The organism is Arthrobacter cupressi, from assembly GCF_900099975.1.
GTDB lineage: Bacteria > Actinomycetota > Actinomycetes > Actinomycetales > Micrococcaceae > Arthrobacter > Arthrobacter cupressi.
Map to the genome: position 1 here is coordinate 234,395 of NZ_FNEI01000004.1, position 15,928 is coordinate 250,322.

Sequence of the window (15,928 nt, forward strand, 5' to 3'; positions counted from 1 at the left end):
GGAAGCGGGCCCGCGTTGCGTCGATTGCGCGCAACGCGGGCCCTTCTTGGTCCGCTTTGTGAAGCGAGCCTCCCCGGCCAGCGTAAGATGTCAGACATCTAGCGCAATGATTGCGCGGCAACAGAAACGGAGCACCATGGCACGCAAGTCGCTGGTCGGCGTCGTCGCTGATGAGTTGCTGGACCGCATCGTGGCGGGCGAGTTCCCGCCCGGAACGGTGGTCCCCGGCGAACTCGAGCTCAGCGCGAAGCACGAAGTCAGCCGGATGACGGTCCGCGAAGCCATGAAGACCCTGCAGGCCCAGCAGATCCTCAGCGTGGAACGCGGCCGCGGCACCTTCGTGAACCCGCTCAGCCGCTGGGCGTCCCTCGAGGCCGTGTTGCGGGCCGCCTCCGAAGGGGAAAACGACGCCGCGGCGGCAGTCCAGCTCATCGAACTGCGCCGCATGCTCGAAACGGGGGCCTGCGAGCTGGCGGCTTCGAAGGTCTCGGCCGAAGACCTCGCCCGGCTCGGCAAACATATTGACACGATGCAGGCAGCCCATGAGAAGAACGATGTCGCGTCCTTCGTGGAGGCGGACCTGGCGTTCCACGACGTGATCCTGCATGCCTCCGGCAATGTGTTCGTCGCCGTGCTTTTCGAGCCGCTCCACCGCGTCCTGGAAACCCGGCGCACGCAGACGTCCAAGGTCCCCGAAATCCAGGAGCACGCAATCGGGCACCACCGCAGCATCCTCGACGCCCTGGCCGCCGGGAACCCGGACCAAGCCCGCCAGGCGATGGACGCCCACATGCAGCAGACCCTGGACGACCTGAAAAACTACGTGCTCGGAGCCTGATTTCCGGACGCGAGGACGGTAGCCGCGCGCCCCCTCCTGGGTTAGTCTGCTCTCACCGCCTGCTTGTCAGGCCGCGCCTGCCCGCAGGACGCGCCCCGGCCGCCGGCATCAAGGACGATCGCGAGGAGCACAAAATGGCTGACCACACATACAGCATTTCCGAGATTGTTGGCACTTCTTCCGAAAGCATCGATACCGCCGTCAAGAACGCCATCGCCACGGCGAACCAGACCCTCAGGAACCTCGACTGGTTCGAGGTGAAGGAAATCCGCGGCCATCTCAGCGACGGACAGGTGGCCGACTGGCAGGTCACCATCAAGCTTGGCTTCCGGCTGGAGCGCTGAGCCGGCGCACTTTTCGTCCCTGCGCAACCCATCCCCGCGCAGGGATCCAGCCCAAGAAGGAAGCGGGGCCGCACCGGGAAGGTGCGGCCCCGCTTCTGTGCCCTGCGGTTTGGCCCGGAGGCTAGGCGGCCCAGACTTCGAGGGGATCGTTGCCGCAGATCAGGCGGCGGCCGCCCTGCTCCAGCACAATCCACAGCATGCGGTGGGTGCCTGACACCTCATCGACAATGCCGTTGTCGTAGCCCCACCCGTCTTCGTGGACCCAGACGGCGTCGCCCCGGTTGAACGTGGACCAGTCGGCCGGCGGGACCAGCGTGGCTTCGGGCGCCGGCTTGCTGGGAGCAACGGCTGCGGGCATCATGCCGAAACCGCCATCGCCGGACGCGGGCGCCACATGGTGGGAATACCGTTGTGGGCCGGGAAGACGTGGCCCTCGGCGAAGGTCTGCACGGCCTGCGGCTCGGCGTCGGGGCTCCACGGCCCGGAGGCGGGGACGTGTGAACCGGTGGGGCTGACGGGGGCGACGCGGTTGCCCAGGAGTGCGATGCGCTTCATCGTTGAACCTCATGCTTGGCGGTGGTGATCAGGAACTTCCTCCAGCCTAGAAAGTCGCGCAGCTCACACCAATGGGCATTTGGCCAGAGATCAGCAATCTTGATGTGCAGCCAAACAGTTGTCTCGATTCATCCCGATCGTTGACTTGTCTCGTGGACATAACCTAGCGTTCCCGGCATTGACAACGTTGTCTACGGGGAAGACACGCGCGATGAAGGGCGAATCCACACCAATGCACAAAAAACGAACCAGCCGCCTGCAGTCACTTTCAGCACTGACGCTCGCCGGACTCACACTCGCGGGAGCCCTCGCCGCAGCGGGTCCCGCTGCGGCAGGCAGGGCCGACGTCGGAAGCCACCGGGCGGGCCTTGAGGCTTCCGGCGACACCCTGGGGCAGGAGCAGTACCGGCCCGCGTTCCACTATTCGCCGGCAAAGAACTGGATGAACGATCCAAACGGGCTGGTCTTCCACAAGGGCGTCTACCACCTCTTCTACCAGCACAATCCACAGGGGAACACGTGGGGAAACATGTCCTGGGGCCATGCCACGTCCAAGGACCTGGTGAGCTGGAAGGAGCAGCCGCTGGCGATCTCCACCGACATGCAGGAGGACGTCTTTTCCGGAAGCGTCGTGGTCGACAAGGACAATTCTTCGGGCTTCGGCACAGCAGGGAACCCGCCGCTTGTGGCGATCTACACCAGCGCTTACAAGGAGGCCTCACCACACCGCGGCCTCCAGGCGCAGTCCCTTGCCTACAGCCTTGACGAGGGCCGGACCTGGACAAAGTACAGCGGCAATCCTGTGTTGAACCGCAACTCGGCGAACTTCCGGGACCCCAAAGTGTTCTGGTACAGCTCCCCAAGTGGCGGCGGCTACTGGGTAATGGCAGCCGTGGAGGCCCTTGACCACAAAGTGCTGCTCTACAAGTCGGACAACCTCAAGGACTGGACGGCCCTGAGCCAGTTCGGCCCCGCGAATGCCACCGGAGGCCTGTGGGAGTGCCCGGACTTGTTCCCCCTGGCCGTTGACGGCGACACCAACAACATCAAATGGGTCATGGTGGTGAACATCAACCCCGGCGGTGTCGCCGGCGGTTCGGCCGGTCAGTACTTCGTGGGTACCTTCGACGGAACCACGTTCACTTCCGAGACCACCAAGCCGGCGGACGCACTTCCCGCCGGCACCCCGATCGCGGGATTCAACGACGGCACATACAACGGCTGGACTGTGAACAACGAGCCCGGCAACTGGAAGGATGGTCCGTTTACAGGGAGCCCCGCGGCCGGATCCCTGCCCGGGCAGAATCCCGTCAGCGGCTTCGCGGGCGCGGGGCTGGTCAATTCCTTCAACGACGGCGACTGGCCACTTGGGTCCATGTCCTCCCCCGACTTCACGGTGGACAGCGACTACATCAACTTCCTGGTGGGCGGTGGCCAGCACCCGCGCGTTTCCGACAAACTGGACAACACCCCACCGCCAGGAGACCTGCTGTTCGCTGGCTTCGAGGTCCCGGACGGCAGCACCTTGGCGGAATCCGGCTGGACCGGCACCGGCGACCTCGCGCCGTCGTACCAGCCGGCCACTGCGGGCGGGGACTATTACCTCGGGGCCAAGCGCATCAACACTTTCGAGACCGGCGGCGCGCCGGGAGACGACAGGCAAGGCACGCTGACCTCACCCGAATTCACGGTCTCGCGGAACTTCATGAGCCTGCTGGTGGGCGGCGGGCATCGCGGCCCCGAAACGGGGCAGACCCTGGAGGCCCAGTTGCTGGTGGACGGCAACGTCGTGCGGAGGGTCGCCGGGGACGACGCCGGGCAGCTCAACTGGAAGGGCTGGGACGTGTCCGAATTCGCGGGCAGGCAGGCCCGGCTCCGGATCGTGGACCAGGCCACCGGCGGATGGGGGCACCTGACCCTGGACCATGTCATGCTGACGGACTCCGCCGCGGTGCCCCGCTCGGACGAAACCACCGTGAACCTCGTGGTCGACGGCCAGGTGGTCCGTTCCACCACAGGCAGCAACAGCGAAGTCCTGGATTGGGCCTCCTGGAACGTCTCGGAGTTCAAGGGCCGCAAGGCGAACATCCGGATCGTGGACAACAACCGCTTCGGCTGGGGCCACATCCTGGCGGACGAATTCATCGCTTCCGCCCAGCCCGCACGGCCGCGCATCATCGGCTACGACTGGCTGGACTACGGCCGCGATCTGTACGCCACCGTCTCCTTCGGCAACATGCCGCAGGACAAACGCGTCGTGCTTGGCTGGATGAACAACTGGGACTACGCCAACAGCATTCCCACCTCCCCCTGGCGCAGCGCCATGTCGTTGCCCCGCGAGGTGGCATTGACCCAGACGGCTGACGGGCCGCGACTCACCCAGAAAGCCGTCAAGCAGGTGGACTCCCTCGCCCTGAAACCCAACTATCAGGACAAGGCAGGCGGATCCATCCTTCCCGGCACGCACCCGCTGCCGCGCCAGGCCTCAGGCGACGTGCAAAGAATCGACGTCACCTTCAACCCGGGCACGGCGCTGAAGTCGGGGATCACGGTGCTTGGCAACGGCACGACGTCGACAGTCATCGGCTACGACGCCAGGACGAAAGAGCTCTACGTGGACCGTGGAAACTCCGGCAACACCGGATTCCATCCGCTTTTCACGTCCTTGGATTCCGCTCCCGTCTCCGTTGACGCGCAAGGCACCATCACCCTGCGCATCTACGTTGACCGCTCCTCCGTGGAGGTCTTCACCCAGGACGGCCTGCGAAGCATCACCGATCAGGTGTTCCCGGACGCCGGGGCCACGGATGTCGCGCTCTTCGCCGACGGCGGCACGGCGCACCTCAAGACCCTGACGGTCACGCCGTTGCGGCAGTCCATGTTCAAGTAGCACCGGCAGCCCAACTGACTCGCAATAGATGTCGTTATGAGCCATCAAAGCGACATTAACTGCGAGTCAGTTGGGCTTGGGGATGTTCAGGCGAGCGGTTGGAGCCAGGTCAGGACCGAGCCGTCTTCCTCGATGTGTTCCGCAAGTTCGGCGTTGAACACGGCCCCGTAATCCGCGGTGATGTGCTCACGGAAGGCTTCATCGTCGCGATACACCTCGAACACGAAGTACTCCCGCGGATTGGATTCGCGGGTATACGGCAGGAACAACTGGTTGCCGGGTTCCTCGCGCACGCGTTCCGTCAGCTCGCGCATCATCCCGGCGACCCTATCCTCGCTGCCGGGCTTGACGGTGAATTCGGCATACAGTGTCTTGGCCATGCGTGGCTCTCCTTGCTTTGCTGATGGTTTTTGGGACGGGCTTAGTACGACGGCGGCAACTCGCCGGAGCCGCGCACGATCAGTTCGGAGGGGACCACGTAAGTCCGCGGCGCGCCGTCGTCGCCGTCTATCCGGGCAAGCAGCCGTTCGGCCGCGAGCCTGCCGATCCGTTCAGGATGCTGGGCTATCACGGTGATTCCGGGGTCCATCATGTCGGCAAGGGCAAAGTCGTCGAAGCCCACCAAGGCCACGCGGCGGCTCGCGTCCAGTTCTTTCAACGCCCGCATGACACCGAAAGTGACCAGGTTCTGGCTGGAGAAGATGGCGGTTGGCGGTTCATCCGAGGCCAGGACAGCACGGGCCGCAAGCCTGGCTGATTCGACATCCCGCAGCCCTTCCCGGACGGAAACCGTGGAGGTGGGGATGCCGGCCTGGCCAAGTTGTTCGAGGAAGCCGCGGCGGCGTTCCCGTGCCGTCTGGATGTCCGGCGTGTCACCAAAGTAGGCCAGCCGGGTGTGGCCGTGGCCCAGCAGGTGGGCAGCCGCCCGGGCGGCTCCGGCAGCGTTGTCCGTGACCACGGCGTCTGCCTCAATGCCCACCGGTTCGCGGTCGATGAAAACCATTGGAAGGTCCCGTGAATGCTCCGGGATCACGTACGCCTGGCTCCTGGCGATCGGCGTAAGCACCATGCCATCAACCCGCCGGCCGAGGAAGGCTGCGACGAGTGCCTTTTCCCGCTCGGGGTTGTCGTCGAGGCTCGCCGCGAAGACCGCGATGCCGCGCTCGGACAACGTGTCCTCAAGCGCGCGGTGTATTTCGCTGCTGAAGGGGTTGGCCACGCTTGGCAGGAGCAGTCCGATGGACAGGGTCTGGCGTCCGGACCGGCGCAGGCTGCCGGCGGCCATGTCCAACTGGTAGTTCAATTGCTGGCTGGCCTGCAGGACACGCTGCCTGGTTGCTTCGGATACCCCCGGCTCGTCGTTCATGACGCGCGAGACGGTTTTGATACCGACGCCCGCGAGGGCAGCAACATGGCGCATGGTCGGGCGCCCGCTCTGGTTGGCTTGGTAACGATGAGACAACGTTGTCACGAAATATTCTCCCCCTCGAGGTGTCCCCGTTGACTATAGCGTGTGAGCTGGATTACACATGGGGATGACATCGTTGTCAGGCACGCCAGGTGCCCTGAGACAGGAGATTCAAAGATGAGTTCCATCGCCCCACGCTCCACCGCCCGCCGCCTCTTCGCCGCCGGCGCGGTCCTGACCCTCGGTGCACTGAGCCTGACGGCTTGCGGAGGCAGTTCAAGCGGGACAGGGTCCTCCACCGGCACCTCCTCCGAGAAGATCGGCGTCTCGCTGATCGTCAAGACCACCGCCAACCCGTTCTTCGTCTCCATGCAGGACGGTGCGAAAAAGGCCGCCGAAGCTGACGGCGTCGACCTCAAGCTCGCGGCAGGCAAGGCCGACGGCGACGAGGACACCCAGATCCAGGCCATCGAAAACGCCATCTCCAAGGGTGACAAGGGAATCCTCATCACCCCCAACGGCCCGTCCGTCGTCGACGCCCTGAAGAAGGCCAAGGATGCCGGCCTCTTTGTCATCGCTCTGGACACCCCGCCGGACCCGGCCGATGCCGCGGACATCACGTTCGCCACGGACAACTTCGCGGCCGGCGAGCTGATCGGAAAGTGGACCGCCGCGCAACTGGGAGGCAAGAAGGCCACCATCGCGCTGATCGACCTCTTCGATGACAAGGTGGTCTCCGTTGACTACAACCGCGACCAAGGGTTCCTGACGGGCCTCGGCATCGACACGGCGGACAAGAAGAAGAACGGCGACGAAGCCAAGGCCGGCAAGTACACCGGCGGCAAGGGCGGCGACTACGAGATTGTGGGCAACCAGGCTTCCCAAGGTGCCGAGGACGGCGGCCGCACGGCGATGGAGACCCTGCTGTCCAAGAACCCCAATATCAACGTCGTGTACACCATCAATGAACCTGCTGCCGCCGGAGCGTACGAGGCACTCAAGTCCGCCGGCAAGGAAAAGGACGTCCTCATCGTTTCGGTCGACGGCGGCTGCGCCGGCGTGAACAACGTCAAGGCCGGCGTCATCGGCGCCACCGCCCAGCAATACCCGGTCAAGATGGCAGAGCTCGGCGTCAAGGCAATCGTCGACCTCGCCAAGACCGGCAAGAAGCCGGAGAACTCGGCAGGACTGGACTTCTTCAACACCGGAGTCGAACTGGTCACCGACAAGGCGGCCGAGGGAGTCAAGAGCATCACGACGGCGGATGCTGCCCAGGTCTGCTGGGGCAAGTAGGACCGGCAGTTGACAGGAGCAAACATGACCCAGCAACAGCAGGCGGCCGGACCGCCGGCCGAGAAGTCCACCGACCCGGCCGAGGAATTTCTGGACCGAAGCACACCCCTCAGCCGCATCCGCAATGTGCTGCACCGCTACCCCGCCCTGAGCCCGGCCATCGTGCTCCTGGTAGCCGTTGTGGTGTTCGGGATCCTCAACGACCGCTTCCTGCGCGTTGAGAACCTCTCCCTCATTACGCAGCAGGTCTCCGTGGTGGGAACCCTTGCCATCGCACAGACCCTGATCATCCTCACCGCGGGCATCGACCTCTCAGTGGGCGCGGTGATGATTCTTACGTCCATGGTGGTCGCGCAGATAACAGTGAACAACGGCATGCCGGCACCGCTGGCACTCGTGGCGGGGCTCGTCGTCGGACTCGCCGCCGGGGCGCTCAACGGTTTCCTCGTGACAAGGTTCAAGCTTCCGCCGTTCATCGTAACCTTGGGAACGCTGAACATCTTCATCGCGCTGACCCTGCTGTACTCGGGCGGCTCCACGGTGCGCGGCTCGAGCATGCCGGCCCTGCTGACTTGGATGGGCAGCACCTTCCCCGTGGGCCCGGTACGGATCTCCACCGGTGTGGTCGCGATGCTGCTGCTCTACATCGGAGTGGCCTTCATCCTCGGCAAGACCGCCTGGGGACGCCACGTCTATGCGGTGGGCGACGACAAAGAGGCGGCCCGCCTGGCCGGTATCCCCGTCAACCGGGTCCTCATGAGCGTTTACCTGGCCGCAGGCGCGGTCCTGGCCGTCGGCGCGTGGATCCAGATCGGCCGCACCAACGCGGCCAGCCCCAACGCCGGTGTGGATCTGAACCTGGATTCGATCACAGCCGTCGTCATCGGCGGCACGAGCCTCTTCGGCGGCCGCGGCTCGGTCTGGGGTTCGTTGCTCGGGGCGCTGATCGTGGGCGTCTTCCGGAACGGCCTGTCCCTCGCGGGGCTGGACGTCCTGTTCCAGACCCTCGCCGTGGGCGTGCTCATCATTGTCGCTGTGTCGGTGGACCAGTGGATCCGAAAGGTTAAGTCATGACCGCCGTCGACGTTCCTACCCCGGCTACCGGGACCCGCCAACCGATCCTGCAGGCACGCAACCTGGTCAAGACTTTTGGCAAAGTTGTCGGGCTGGACGGGGTCAGCCTTGACCTCTACCCCGGCGAAGTGCTGGCCATCATCGGTGACAACGGGGCCGGCAAGTCCACCCTCATCAAATGCCTCACCGGGGCCGAGCTCCCGGATACCGGCGAACTGCTGGTGTCCGGCCAGCAGGTCCACTTCAAGCGGCCGCAGGACGCCCGGGCCCACGGCATCGAGACCGTTTACCAGAACCTGGCGGTTTCCCCCGCCCTGGATGTGGCATCGAACCTGTTCCTTGGCCGGGAAGAACGGCTCCCCGGGCCCCTGGGGTCGATCTTCCGGGTCCTGGATACCAAAGGCATGCGCCGCAAGGCCAAGGCGGAGCTGATCCGGCTGGGTATTTCCACACTTCAGGACGTCACGGTTCCGGTGGAAAACCTCTCCGGCGGACAGCGCCAGGCAGTTGCCGTGGCCCGGGCCGCTGCCTTCGGTTCCAAGGTGGTGGTGCTGGACGAGCCGACGGCAGCCCTGGGCGTGCGTGAATCGAACCAGGTCCTGCAGCTGGTCCGGGATCTCCGGGACCGCGGACTGCCGGTCATCCTGATCAGCCACAACATGCCTCACGTGTTCGACGTCGCCGACCGCATCCACATCCAGCGGCTCGGCAAGTGCGCGGCCACGATCACGCCACAGTCGCACTCCATGACGGATGCGGTGGCGATCATGACAGGTGCCGCAACAGCCTGAATCCTTCTGTCGTCCTGACGCTCTACCCACCTCCCGTCCGCGGACCCGGCGAAGCCCCACAACGCCGCGTCCGCGGACGGCCCTGCGAAAGACACCCCTCCATGGCCCACTCGTACCCAGACTCCGCTCCCCAGAGAGAATCCGCCGACGTCGTCGTGATCGGCGAGGCGCTCATCGACGTCGTCACCACCTCCCGCGGCACAGTTGAACATCCGGGCGGCTCGCCGGCCAACGTGGCTTACGGGCTGGGCCGGCTGGGGGTCAGGACCAGTTTGCTGACTTCGATCGGCGACGACGAACGCGGTGCCGCGATTGCCAACCATCTGGCCTCGGCCGGCGTGTCGCTGCTCCCGGGGTCCATCTCGGCGGGCCGGACGGCCTCGGCAACTGCCACCCTGGCATCCGACGGTTCTGCCAGCTACGCGTTCGATATCTCCTGGGAACTGGCGCCCGTGGCTCCCCCTTCCTTCCCCAGGATCCTGCACGCCGGATCGATCGCCAGCTTCCTCTCCCCTGGCGCCGGAGCCGTCAGGACCTTGCTCGAGCAGTCGTACCGCGAAACCCTGGTCACTTACGATCCCAACATCCGGCCTGCGCTGCTCGGCACGCATGCCGAAGCGCTGGCCATCTTCGAGGACCTCGTTCCGCTGACGGATGCTGTCAAGCTCAGCGACGAGGATGCGCGCTGGCTCTACCCTGGACTCGGTCTGGACGATGCCGCCGACCGCGTCCTGGGGCTTGGCGCCGACCTGGCCGTGGTTACGCGTGGCTCCGAAGGATCCCTGCTGGCAACACGGGCCAACCGCCTGCGGGTGCCGGCAGTGAAGACCGCTGTTGCCGATACCATCGGAGCCGGCGATTCCTACATGGCAGCATTGATCTATGGGCTGCTCAGCCGCAGCAGCGACGGCCTGGCACCTGCGGTGCTCGAAATCCTCGGGCGGTCCGCGTCGAAAGCGGCCGCGATCACGGTCAGCAGGCCCGGCGCGAACCCGCCCACGGCGGAAGAATTGGCGGCGGAACCGGAGCCTGCGCCTGCTTAGTTTCGCGGGCGGAGTGGACCCGGACGCTCAGGCAACCATCGAGGAGCCAGCAACCCTGCGCATCGAGAATCCGGAGATCACCAGCAGCAAACCGGCGACGGCGGTGAAGGACGCCAGCAGCCAGGCGAGCGAGACGATTCCGGCGCCGGGATTGACGAGAACCAGGATGCCGAACGCGATCAGGACCAGGCCCGTCAGCGCGGGGCTTCGCCAGGCCCGCACGGTCGACCTGCCCTCCAGCGCGATGAAGACCTGGGAGACTCCCAGGGCCAAAGCCCATATTCCCACCAGGAACGCCAGCGCCGACGCCACAATGCCCGGCCACGAAACAGCAACCAGGCCGGCCGCAACGGAGGCAATCCCGCCGATCATGCTCCAGCGGGAATGGCGTACGGGGTCGTAATAGTAATGCGCCAGGTTCGCGAGGCCATCGGCCATCGCGTAGATCCCGAACACATACGCGAGGGCGAACACCGTGGCAACGGGCAGGGCCGCTACGGCCAAAGCCAGCAGCAAGGCCAGAGCGCCGCGGACAATGAGCCCCGTGCCGGAATGCTTGAACAACTTGCGCGCTGCGATGGCGGCCATGGCGCCAGTTTAATCCACCGGGGAAGCGATGTCAGTGCCCTGCGGACTTCGCAGCCTTGGCCGCCGCTTTGGCTGCCTGCTTGGAGGCGCGCACCTTGCGCAGGGACTCCGGGTCAACGATGTCGGCCACGGACAGGAAGACGTCGGCCTGGCCGTAATTGCCTGCGGCCTCGCGCCAGCCCGGGGCCTGGAGCCCGCATTGCTTGCCCAGGAGCGCCAGGAAGATCTTTGCTTTCTGCTCGCCGAAGCCCGGCAGGGCCTTGAGCCGGTTCAGCACCTCCTTGCCGCCGGGATCGCCCTGGGTCCAGATGGCGGTGGCGTCCCCGCCCCAGTCATGCTCCACCGCTTCGGCGAGGGCCTGGACCCGCCCGGCCATCGAGCCGGGGAAGCGGTGAACCGCCGGGCTCTCCTTGAACATCTCCACAAAGCCCGCGGGGTCGTAGCCGGCCACGGTTGCCGGGGAGATCGAACCAATGCGCGTCCGGATCTTCTCCGGCCCGGCAAACGCCGATTCCATCGTCACCTGCTGGTCCAACAGCATGCCCGTCAGCAGCGCGAACGCATCGTCGCTGAGCAGTTTATCGGCGGCCGGGTCCCCTGTGATGTGCAGTTCCATGCGCCCTATCCTGCCACCCTGCCTGTGAGCACGTCAGCCCGTCCGCGCCAGTCCGCGGTTCCATGCACCGGGGCTGGGAAATGTGGCCGAGCCACGCCTGACGGGTCCCCGCACACTGGGGTACGTTGGCAGGGGCAAGGCGACCTGGAATGATGCCCGCGGACCGCGGGCACCCACCGGTAGGAGGAATCTATGCGGGAATTCAGTGCCAGCGACGGTTTTCTTGAATCGGACACCCTTGCGGGCGGGGAAGGAGAGGCCGTGCCGGCCGCCGCCGAAACCGCGGTCGACCCCGACATGAATTACGACGAACAGTTCTATCCTGCGCGGCCAAAGGCCCTGCGGCCGATTGCCCGGCGGCGGCAGTACCTCGCCACCAAGCCATCCTTCGAGTTCGACGGCCGCAACACCGCGTACGTCGAATGGCTGCGCAACCAGGCAATGCTCGGCGACGCCAACACCCTGTCCCGGCAGCTTTCGGGGCAGGCCAGCATGTGGCAGAACTCCTACGCCCACCCGAACCCGAGGGCCGCCGTCGAACGTGCGCCCGTGTGGTTCACCGCGTATCCCCTGTCCTTCATCACCCGGTCCGGCGAGTCCTTCCTGGGCGCCCTCGGCGACAAGAACATGTGGGACGCCTTCCGGGAGATCGGGATCCGAGCCATCCACACCGGTCCCGTCAAGCTGGCCGGCGGGATCAGCGGCTGGTCCCAGACACCCAGCGTGGACGGCCACTTCGACCGGATCAGCATGGCGATTGATCCTGTTTTCGGCACCGAGGACGAATTCCGCCGCATGTGCGAAGTGGCCGCCGACCACGACGGCACGATCATCGACGACATCGTTCCCGGCCACACCGGCAAGGGGGCCGATTTCCGCCTCGCCGAGATGAACTTCCGGGACTACCCCGGGATCTACCACATGGTGGACATCCCGGAGGAGGACTGGCACCTGCTGCCGGAGGTCCCGGCCGGGCAGGACTCGGTGAACCTCAGCCCGGACTCCGAACAGGCGCTGCAAAAGGCGGGCTACATCATCGGCCGGCTGCAGCGGGTGATCTTCTACGAGCCCGGGGTCAAGGAAACCAACTGGAGCGCCACGCGTCCGGTGGTGGATACCACCGGGAAAACCCGCCGCTGGGTGTACCTGCACTACTTCAAGGCCGGCCAACCGTCCATCAACTGGCTGGACCCCACGTTCGCCGGCATGCGCCTGGTGGTGGGCGACGCCCTGCATTCCCTGCTTGACCTCGGCACCGGAGCCCTGCGGCTGGACGCCAACGGCTTCCTGGGCGTGGAGAAGAGCGCCGAAGAGCAGCCCGGCTGGTCGGAGGGGCACCCGCTGTCGGAGGCCGCCAACCAGCTGATCGGTTCGATGATCCGTAAGGTGGGCGGGTTCTCCTTCCAGGAGCTCAACCTCACCATCGACGACATCAAGGCCACATCCGAGTCCGGGCCGGACCTGTCCTACGACTTCATCACCCGGCCCGCGTACCACTACGCGCTGGTCACCGCGGACACCGAACTGCTGCGGCTCATGCTCCGGCTGTCCATGGAGATCGGCGTTGACCAGGCGTCACTGGTGCACGCGCTGCAGAACCATGACGAGCTCACCTATGAGCTAATGCATTTCGCCTCGGGGCACCGGGAAGAGATCTTCGAGCTCGCGGGGGAGGAACTGAGCGGCGCCGAGCTGGCCGAGAAGGTCCAGCAGACCATGCGTGAGCGGCTGACCGGGGAGAGCGCGCCGTACAACGCCGTGTTCACCACCAACGGCATCGCCTGCACCACGGTGAGCTTCATCATGGCGGCCCTGGGCATCCGGGATCCGGAGACGATGACGCCGGAACAGGAGTCGCGGGTGCTGGACGCCCACATCCTCCTGGCCATGTACAACGCCCTGCAGCCCGGCGTTTTTGCCTTGTCCGGCTGGGACCTGACCGGCATCACGGCCCTTGACCGGCAGAGCGTCGCGGAACTCACCGCCCAGGGCGACACGCGCTGGATCAACCGCGGGGCGCATGACCTCATGGGCACCAGCCCGGACGCCAAGGCCTCGGCCTCCGGCATGCCCCGGGCCCGCAGCCTGTACGGTCCACTGCCGGAGCAGTTGCAGGATTCGAATTCCTTTGCCCGCCGCCTCCAGCGTGTCCTCGCTGTCCGAGAAGAGCACGGCATCGCCACCGGAACACTGCTGGACGTACCCGGCGTCTCGCACCGGGGCCTGCTGGTCCTGGTCAACCGGCTGGGAAGCGGCGCCCTGGAGGTCACCGTGCTGAACTTCTCGGACCAGGACGTGGCCGGAAGCATCCAGTCGAGCCACCTGCTTCCCGGTTCCACGGTGCAGGACCTGTTCAGCGGCAGCACGATCGGCCAGGTGGACGACCTCGGCAGCTTCTTCCTTGAACTGCCCGCGTTCCAGGGCACCGCCCTGCTGCTGCGGGAAGACGGGCTGTTGCGGGAGGACGGCGCGGTTCCCGGCGCCTGACGGCCCGGCGCCTGACGGGACCGGCGCGCGGAAAGTCAGGAGAGCTTGCCGCGCGCGGCCCGGCCGCGCAACACCGCGATGCCCCACACCACCAGGAGCAGGGCCACCAGCAGCAGGCCCGCCTCGCCCAGCTCGATCGATCCCAGCCAGGTGGTGACCGGATCCTGCAGGCCGAACGCCGCGTTGAGGAAACCTCCCAGAGTGATGCCGGAAATGAACAACGCGGAGACGGCGGAGACCCCTGTGACCACCGAGTTGAACCCCAGCTTCCGGCGCGGGTCCGCGAGCGCGGAGCGGTACATGCGCATCATGGCCACGCCGTTGGCTGAGTCGCAGAGCGTCATGGCCGCGGCGAACGCCAGCGGCAAGGACAGCAGCGCGAGCGGCGAGACCCCGGCGAGCGAGGCCGCCGTCGTCATGACCAGCAGGCCGATGGTGGTGGCGGTATCGAACCCCAGCCCGAACAGGAAACCGATCACGTAGATGTTCCGGGGCCGCCGCACCCGGGCCAGCGGTTTGGCCAGCAACTGCGCGACAAACCCCTTCACCTCGAGGTCTTCAGCGGACACAGTTCCGCCGGCTTTCATTTCCCTGTGCAGACGGGCCGCCCGGAGGAACGCTGAACCGTTGAAGACGCCCATTGCCAGCAGGAACAGGCCCGACACCCCGCTGCCGATCAGCCCCAGCACCAGGTTCCCGGTGGTGCCTTCCTCCATGAACTGCCCCACCACGGTGGCGCCGGCCAGCACCAGCGCCCCGGCCAGGACCACCACGGAGCTGTGCCCCAGGCTGAACGCGAAGCCCACACTGACGGGTTCCTTGCCCTGCGCCACGAACTTCCGGGTGGAGTTGTCGATCGCGGCGAGGTGGTCCCAGTCGTAGCTGTGCTTGATGCCGGCCAGGTAAGCGGTGAGCACGAGGCCGAGGGCGAGCGGCTGACCGCCCCCGAATGTCCCCGGGAGCAGCGTACCGGCGGCCAGGAGCCCGACGGCGGCAAGATGCAGGGCGGCCACCGCACCAAAGGTGAACAGCAGCCGGGTCCGCAGGGACAGTTTTTCGCGCTGCCGGTACAGGGCGGCGAAGCCGGTCAGAGCAGTCATCAGTACTTCCTCAGGTCCAGTGCTTCCTGACCGTACCAGTGCCTGCGCAGGTACGTGGAGCATCCGGCCAACAGCCGGTTCAGTTCCTCCGTGCTGTCCGAGAGTGCGCGCAGCATCAGCCCGGTGGTTCCGCCGACCGTCGCGGTCAGGGAGACCCCGCTCAGCGCCCCATGGGCCGCGGCGATGGCGCGCAGTTCTTCGGCCAGCGCCTGGTCCACGCGCTGATCGACCACCAGTAGCGATCCCAGGTGGCTGCGGCCTTCCATGAAGCCCAGGCCGGTGACGTCAGACGCACCAAGCCGCGGCCGGATCAGCACATTGTCCAGCGCCAGCAGGCCACCGCCCTTCGGAAGGCCGGTACTTTCCACCCGGACTTCGCTGCGCAGCCGCAGTTCCTCGTAGCTGAACGCGGTGCCCTCCGGGGACCAGCCGGGCGTGACGATTTCGCTCATGAGCAGGCTCGACGACGGGTGCATGCTGATGCGGGTGTCCTGCCGGTAGCTGGCCTCCCGGTAGGCGATGAGCTGGTCCGGTGCCAGTTCCAGCCTGGCCCCCTCCCCCAGCCGGATGGCCATGCGTTGTTCGGCGAACGAGCCCGGCGTGCGGTAGATCTTGGTGGCCGATTGCGTGGTCAGCAGCAACGACGCCCCCGCTTCCACCTCCACGTCCACCACATACAGGTCCGCGCCGAGGTAGGCCCCGCCCGGGTTGACCATCACGTAGCCGAGCTGCCCGGAGTCGTCCAGGTAGTGCGGCCGCAGCACCCGCAAGGCACCCTGGTGGAACTGGTGCACCGCCACCGAACGCCCGCCGCGCCGGGCCACCCGCAAGGCGAGCTCCCCCATCGGTGCCCCGACGGCGGCAGCCGGTGCCGCCGTCGTCGTGCTCATGAGATCCGCGC

Annotated in this window: 16 protein-coding genes; 8 read left to right on the forward strand and 8 right to left on the reverse strand. The window is 66.2% G+C overall.

The features are described 5' to 3' along the window. The first annotated feature begins 136 nt into the window (after positions 1–136). Together BLP88_RS07025 and BLP88_RS07030 are read left to right on the forward strand one after the other, a co-directional pair. Positions 137–838, forward strand: coding sequence for a FadR/GntR family transcriptional regulator (locus tag BLP88_RS07025; protein WP_074588007.1), 702 nt, complete (start codon positions 137–139; stop codon positions 836–838). Between the two features lie 134 nt (positions 839–972). Next, complete coding sequence (locus BLP88_RS07030; RefSeq protein ID WP_074588008.1) at positions 973–1,182, forward strand: dodecin; 210 nt, start codon at positions 973–975, stop codon at positions 1,180–1,182. Between the two features lie 121 nt (positions 1,183–1,303). Here the strand turns inward: BLP88_RS07030 and BLP88_RS07035 are convergent, their stop codons facing one another. Together BLP88_RS07035 and BLP88_RS07040 are read right to left on the reverse strand one after the other, a co-directional pair. Beyond that, on the reverse strand, positions 1,304–1,543 hold the full coding sequence (locus BLP88_RS07035) for a hypothetical protein (RefSeq protein WP_084110901.1): 240 nt from the start codon (positions 1,541–1,543) through the stop codon (positions 1,304–1,306). Beyond that, on the reverse strand, positions 1,540–1,737 hold the full coding sequence (locus tag BLP88_RS07040; protein ID WP_074588009.1) for a hypothetical protein: 198 nt from the start codon (positions 1,735–1,737) through the stop codon (positions 1,540–1,542). Before BLP88_RS07040 ends, BLP88_RS07035 begins: the two co-directional genes overlap by 4 nt. A gap of 232 nt (positions 1,738–1,969) precedes the next feature. Between BLP88_RS07040 and BLP88_RS07045 the strand changes: the two genes are divergently transcribed. After that, on the forward strand, positions 1,970–4,627 hold the full coding sequence (locus tag BLP88_RS07045) for a glycoside hydrolase family 32 protein (protein WP_245679789.1): 2,658 nt from the start codon (positions 1,970–1,972) through the stop codon (positions 4,625–4,627). Positions 4,628–4,713: 86 nt separating this feature from the next. Here BLP88_RS07045 and BLP88_RS07050 read toward each other — a convergent pair whose 3' ends face one another. Continuing rightward, the gene (locus BLP88_RS07050; protein WP_074588011.1) at positions 4,714–5,007 is read right to left on the reverse strand and encodes a putative quinol monooxygenase; all 294 of its coding nucleotides are present in this window, start codon (positions 5,005–5,007) and stop codon (positions 4,714–4,716) included. A 41-nt stretch (positions 5,008–5,048) separates the two neighbouring features. Further along, positions 5,049–6,047 (reverse strand): LacI family DNA-binding transcriptional regulator, encoded by a 999-nt coding sequence (locus BLP88_RS07055; protein ID WP_074588012.1) that lies wholly within the window; start codon positions 6,045–6,047, stop codon positions 5,049–5,051. Between the two features lie 165 nt (positions 6,048–6,212). On the opposite strand from BLP88_RS07055, the gene BLP88_RS07060 reads away from it, so the two are divergent. The 4 genes from BLP88_RS07060 (at position 6,213) to BLP88_RS07075 (ending at position 10,236) form a co-directional block, all read left to right on the forward strand. Further along, complete coding sequence (locus tag BLP88_RS07060; protein ID WP_074588014.1) at positions 6,213–7,328, forward strand: substrate-binding domain-containing protein; 1,116 nt, start codon at positions 6,213–6,215, stop codon at positions 7,326–7,328. A 24-nt stretch (positions 7,329–7,352) separates the two neighbouring features. Beyond that, positions 7,353–8,402 (forward strand): ABC transporter permease, encoded by a 1,050-nt coding sequence (locus BLP88_RS07065; protein ID WP_074588015.1) that lies wholly within the window; start codon positions 7,353–7,355, stop codon positions 8,400–8,402. Further along, positions 8,399–9,193 carry an ATP-binding cassette domain-containing protein gene (locus tag BLP88_RS07070; RefSeq protein ID WP_074588016.1) on the forward strand — a complete coding sequence of 265 codons (795 nt, stop codon included), beginning with the start codon at positions 8,399–8,401 and terminating at the stop codon, positions 9,191–9,193. Before BLP88_RS07065 ends, BLP88_RS07070 begins: the two co-directional genes overlap by 4 nt. Before the next feature lie 101 nt (positions 9,194–9,294). After that, a complete protein-coding gene (locus BLP88_RS07075) occupies positions 9,295–10,236 on the forward strand; it encodes a carbohydrate kinase family protein (protein WP_074588017.1) in 942 nt (313 codons plus the stop codon). Between the two features lie 27 nt (positions 10,237–10,263). Here the strand turns inward: BLP88_RS07075 and BLP88_RS07080 are convergent, their stop codons facing one another. Then, positions 10,264–10,824, reverse strand: coding sequence for an HdeD family acid-resistance protein (locus BLP88_RS07080; RefSeq protein ID WP_074588019.1), 561 nt, complete (start codon positions 10,822–10,824; stop codon positions 10,264–10,266). Positions 10,825–10,855: 31 nt separating this feature from the next. Further along, positions 10,856–11,440, reverse strand: coding sequence for an HhH-GPD-type base excision DNA repair protein (locus tag BLP88_RS07085; RefSeq protein WP_074588024.1), 585 nt, complete (start codon positions 11,438–11,440; stop codon positions 10,856–10,858). 192 nt (positions 11,441–11,632) lie between these two features. On the opposite strand from BLP88_RS07085, the gene treS reads away from it, so the two are divergent. Then, complete coding sequence (gene treS, locus BLP88_RS07090; RefSeq protein ID WP_074588026.1) at positions 11,633–13,927, forward strand: maltose alpha-D-glucosyltransferase; 2,295 nt, start codon at positions 11,633–11,635, stop codon at positions 13,925–13,927. Positions 13,928–13,962: 35 nt separating this feature from the next. Here treS and BLP88_RS07095 read toward each other — a convergent pair whose 3' ends face one another. Both BLP88_RS07095 and BLP88_RS07100 read right to left on the reverse strand, forming a co-directional pair. After that, on the reverse strand, positions 13,963–15,027 hold the full coding sequence (locus tag BLP88_RS07095) for a HoxN/HupN/NixA family nickel/cobalt transporter (protein ID WP_074588028.1): 1,065 nt from the start codon (positions 15,025–15,027) through the stop codon (positions 13,963–13,965). Beyond that, the gene (locus BLP88_RS07100) at positions 15,027–15,917 is read right to left on the reverse strand and encodes an urease accessory protein UreD (RefSeq protein ID WP_074588126.1); all 891 of its coding nucleotides are present in this window, start codon (positions 15,915–15,917) and stop codon (positions 15,027–15,029) included. Before BLP88_RS07100 ends, BLP88_RS07095 begins: the two co-directional genes overlap by 1 nt. Positions 15,918–15,928: the final 11 nt, after the last annotated feature.

What these genes read in the sequence shown, in the direction of transcription:
- BLP88_RS07045 (WP_245679789.1), top strand. Translation starts at nt 1,970, where the DNA reads ATGCACAAAAAACGAACCAGCCGCCTGCAGTCACTTTCAGCACTGACG.
- BLP88_RS07100 (WP_074588126.1), bottom strand. Translation starts at nt 15,917, where the DNA reads ATGAGCACGACGACGGCGGCACCGGCTGCCGCCGTCGGGGCACCGATG.
- BLP88_RS07060 (WP_074588014.1), top strand. Translation starts at nt 6,213, where the DNA reads ATGAGTTCCATCGCCCCACGCTCCACCGCCCGCCGCCTCTTCGCCGCC.
- BLP88_RS07065 (WP_074588015.1), top strand. Translation starts at nt 7,353, where the DNA reads ATGACCCAGCAACAGCAGGCGGCCGGACCGCCGGCCGAGAAGTCCACC.
- BLP88_RS07055 (WP_074588012.1), bottom strand. Translation starts at nt 6,047, where the DNA reads ATGCGCCATGTTGCTGCCCTCGCGGGCGTCGGTATCAAAACCGTCTCG.
- BLP88_RS07040 (WP_074588009.1), bottom strand. Translation starts at nt 1,737, where the DNA reads ATGAAGCGCATCGCACTCCTGGGCAACCGCGTCGCCCCCGTCAGCCCC.
- BLP88_RS07035 (WP_084110901.1), bottom strand. Translation starts at nt 1,543, where the DNA reads ATGATGCCCGCAGCCGTTGCTCCCAGCAAGCCGGCGCCCGAAGCCACG.
- BLP88_RS07080 (WP_074588019.1), bottom strand. Translation starts at nt 10,824, where the DNA reads ATGGCCGCCATCGCAGCGCGCAAGTTGTTCAAGCATTCCGGCACGGGG.
- BLP88_RS07025 (WP_074588007.1), top strand. Translation starts at nt 137, where the DNA reads ATGGCACGCAAGTCGCTGGTCGGCGTCGTCGCTGATGAGTTGCTGGAC.
- BLP88_RS07075 (WP_074588017.1), top strand. Translation starts at nt 9,295, where the DNA reads ATGGCCCACTCGTACCCAGACTCCGCTCCCCAGAGAGAATCCGCCGAC.
- BLP88_RS07030 (WP_074588008.1), top strand. Translation starts at nt 973, where the DNA reads ATGGCTGACCACACATACAGCATTTCCGAGATTGTTGGCACTTCTTCC.
- BLP88_RS07070 (WP_074588016.1), top strand. Translation starts at nt 8,399, where the DNA reads ATGACCGCCGTCGACGTTCCTACCCCGGCTACCGGGACCCGCCAACCG.
- BLP88_RS07095 (WP_074588028.1), bottom strand. Translation starts at nt 15,027, where the DNA reads ATGACTGCTCTGACCGGCTTCGCCGCCCTGTACCGGCAGCGCGAAAAA.
- treS (WP_074588026.1), top strand. Translation starts at nt 11,633, where the DNA reads ATGCGGGAATTCAGTGCCAGCGACGGTTTTCTTGAATCGGACACCCTT.
- BLP88_RS07085 (WP_074588024.1), bottom strand. Translation starts at nt 11,440, where the DNA reads ATGGAACTGCACATCACAGGGGACCCGGCCGCCGATAAACTGCTCAGC.
- BLP88_RS07050 (WP_074588011.1), bottom strand. Translation starts at nt 5,007, where the DNA reads ATGGCCAAGACACTGTATGCCGAATTCACCGTCAAGCCCGGCAGCGAG.